Origin of the sequence: Chamaesiphon sp. VAR_69_metabat_338, assembly GCF_031423935.1 — a bacterium.
Taxonomy (GTDB): domain Bacteria; phylum Cyanobacteriota; class Cyanobacteriia; order Cyanobacteriales; family Chamaesiphonaceae; genus Chamaesiphon.
Map to the genome: position 1 here is coordinate 1 of NZ_JANPGM010000136.1, position 3,097 is coordinate 3,097.

At 49.8% G+C, this 3,097-nt stretch carries 2 protein-coding genes and 1 pseudogene; 1 reads left to right on the forward strand and 2 read right to left on the reverse strand.

Annotated elements, in window-relative coordinates; all coding sequences use genetic code 11:
- Positions 1 to 233 precede the first annotated feature (233 nt).
- On the reverse strand, positions 234 to 752 hold the full coding sequence (locus tag RMO84_RS03975; protein ID WP_310487174.1) for a GNAT family N-acetyltransferase: 519 nt from the start codon (positions 750 to 752) through the stop codon (positions 234 to 236).
- Positions 753 to 1,084: 332 nt separating this feature from the next.
- Here RMO84_RS03975 and RMO84_RS03980 point away from each other — a divergent pair, with 332 nt between their 5' ends.
- Positions 1,085 to 2,566, forward strand: a complete 1,482-nt coding sequence (locus RMO84_RS03980; protein ID WP_310487175.1) for a glycosyl hydrolase family 57 — start codon at positions 1,085 to 1,087, stop codon at positions 2,564 to 2,566.
- A gap of 333 nt (positions 2,567 to 2,899) precedes the next feature.
- On the opposite strand, the pseudogene RMO84_RS03985 reads toward RMO84_RS03980, so the two are convergent.
- Positions 2,900 to 3,097: pseudogene (locus RMO84_RS03985) on the reverse strand (ABC transporter ATP-binding protein); the annotation flags it as partial.

Genomic DNA, 3,097 nt, shown 5'->3' on the forward strand with positions numbered 1-3,097 from the left:
CACGCGGAGGTTCCCTCCGCATGTGTTGCACCAAGCAGGGAGGAACCGGATTCTTAGTCCCCCGCTTGGTGCCTTTTCATGGTCGGGGAACCCGACCGAAAAGGCATCCGCTTTTTAAGGGGGATTTAGCGGCTCCCGCACGCCTTTGTTTCCCGACGGTTAAGGGAGACAAGACAGGGGGATTCACACCAACTACGGGTGTCAAAAATAACTTTTCAAACACCCTCTAAAGCCTAAAGCTCTCGCATCATCGAAATCGCGCGCGGCTGATAGCCTAATTGTTGATATAACTCGATCGCGGGCTGATTGTTGGTAAATACTTGTAAGCCGATTTGGTGATAACCTTGTGCTTTTGCCCAAGTTTGGGCGTATTCCATCAGTGCTTTGGCAATTCCTTGGCGACGATAGCTTGGATCGACATAAATTAGAAAGATGTTTGGATGCCTAATGCCCGTAACTTGGTCGATAGCCGTACCTATCCATAGACAAGCAATCTTCTGGGCGCGCTCTCTAGTGGGCAGCATGATGCTTTGTGGCACAGAGGTTTCGATCGCGGGTGCAGTCACAAACCATAATGGGGTATCGGAGCTAAAGTAGCGATCGACTGTGGCTTGAAGATGTCGATAATCTTGTTGTTGGGGCGATATTTCCCGATAGGTAATTTGGAGAAAGTTGACCAGAGTCGCGATATCGATCTCTTCACCTATACTTAATTGGTATTGGGTGAGATGGGGAAATAAGTATGTAGTCACATGCCGTCCGGGAAGCGATTGAGGATACTTTGATAATATTGGTTGAGAACATGGCGCAGAATCGAGTTAAATTCAGTGCTAGCCTCCATGTTTACACTTCGATCGATCTACCGGTGCGATAGAGGTTACTTTCAATGCGTGATGCGATCGCCGACGGTTAGAAATTCTACCGTAATCATAGACCACACTCGACAGTTTGTAGTTGTTAGCTTCGTATGCTCGACAAGTTCAGATCGATGGAGATTGTTGGATAGTTAAGTTTCTGGCTGTCGATCGGGTCTAACCAGATGGGGCTTGGTATTCTAGAGAAGTTGTCAGATTAGGAGCCGATTGTGATTTCTACTTCATCCTCCATCTCCGAGTTAGCCCAAATCGGTTCGGAAATTCCGAGTATTTGCGGTCGCGAAACTGAGATTAATGCTGCTGTCAACCATGACGAACTGGTCTTTCTCCCGAATAGCAATCTCCATTTAGCTGAGATGACGGCGGGGTTTGCGTGCGCGCTACACATGCACCAACCCACGATTCCGGCTGGTGCGCAGGGCGAACTTATCGGGCATCTTCAATACATGTTCGAGCATCAAGGCGAAGGCGACAATCATAACGCGGGTGTCTTTGCTTGGTGTTACGCGCGGATGGGGGAATTTATTCCCGATTTAGTCGCCCAGGGTTGCAATCCGCGCGTCATGTTGGACTACTCTGGCAACCTGTTGTGGGGATTGCAGCAGATGGGGCGAAATGACGTTATCGACCATCTGAAAAAGATTACTTGCGATCGCCAGTATCAGCCCCATGTCGAGTGGCTAGGGACAATGTGGAGCCATGCAGTGGTACCTTCAACGCCGACGCCCGATCTCAAATTACAGATCCAAGCATGGCAACATCATTTTGCGTCTATTTTTGGCATGGATGCCCTCAAGCGTGTGAAAGGATTCTCGCCGCCAGAAATGCATCTCCCCAATCATCCCGATGTGTTGTATGCCTATATTAAGGCCCTCAAAGAATGTGGTTATCGCTGGTTGATGGTGCAGGAACATTCTGTCGAACAGCTCGATGGTGCGAGTTTATCTCAAGACAATAAATATCTCCCCAATCGGCTGGTCGCGCGCAATTCTCAAGGTGAAACTATTAGCATTACAGCCTTAATTAAAACCCAAGGCTCGGACACCAAGTTAGTCGCCCAAATGCAACCTTATTATGAAGCCAAAAGTCGCGGCAAACAGCAACTAGCTGGTAAATCGATTCCGTGCCTTGTTACCCAAATTGCTGACGGTGAAAATGGCGGCGTGATGATGAATGAATTCCCTCGCGATTTCCCCCGTCCTTGGCACGAAATTAAGGGTCAAAACCAGGGTGTTGTCGGCTGTAATGGGACTGAATATTTAGAACTTTTAGCCAGTATCGGCATTACTGAAGCAGATTATCCCGTGTGCCAAGGGGTTCAACAGCACAAGATTTGGCAACTAGTCGATCCCGCCCAAACCGACACCAAATCGGTTGAAAATGCGATCGTCGCGCTCAAGGCAACCGACGATCGATTCCATATGGATGGTGCTTCCTGGACGGATAATCTGAGTTGGGTACAGGGCTATGAAAATGTGCTCGAACCGATGCAACAGCTGAGCGTGCTATTTCATCAAAAGTTCGATAACTTAGTGGCTGCCGATCCGACTGTGACTACTCGATCGGATTATCAAGCTGCGTTACTCTACAATTTATTGGTGCAAACTAGCTGTTTCCGGTATTGGGGGCAGGGTACTTGGACTGAGTATGCGCGGGAGTTGTATCGCCGTGGTGTGGCACTGGTGAGTTAGTTCGCGTTACAACCTCGGCGGTGTCGATCGGCAACTTGGGTTGGTTAAGCGTAGCGGTAGGCAATCGATACTTGCTGGTTGCAAACTTTTCTTGTGGGGGCAGAACCCGGATCTGGGGGTTCCGACCCCCAGTCCCCCCGTTGAGGAGGCGGGACGCCGCCCCTCAAACTCCCCTGCGTAAGGTTCGATCTGTGAGATGCGGGGTGGGGGGAATATTGGCGATCGCACAGTGGATAGATCTGGGGGTTCCCGCCCCCAGACCCCCCGGCGGAAGCAGCGGGATCAGTTCCTTCTGACTAGGGCGAGCGAGATCGTCTATCTGTGTCGATCGAATTAGATCTTATCCTTGAGTGTTAATGCCCAGGATCGATCGGTTGCCAGATCTAAAATCGACTGGTGATAATCGCTCAAACTTTCCCGATGCCCGACACTCAAAAAGGTCATTCCCGAATCGCGAAGCTGTTGATATAACTGTTTTTCATTCTGAGTGTCGAGCGCGCTAGTGGCTTCATCTAAAACTGCATAGCGCGG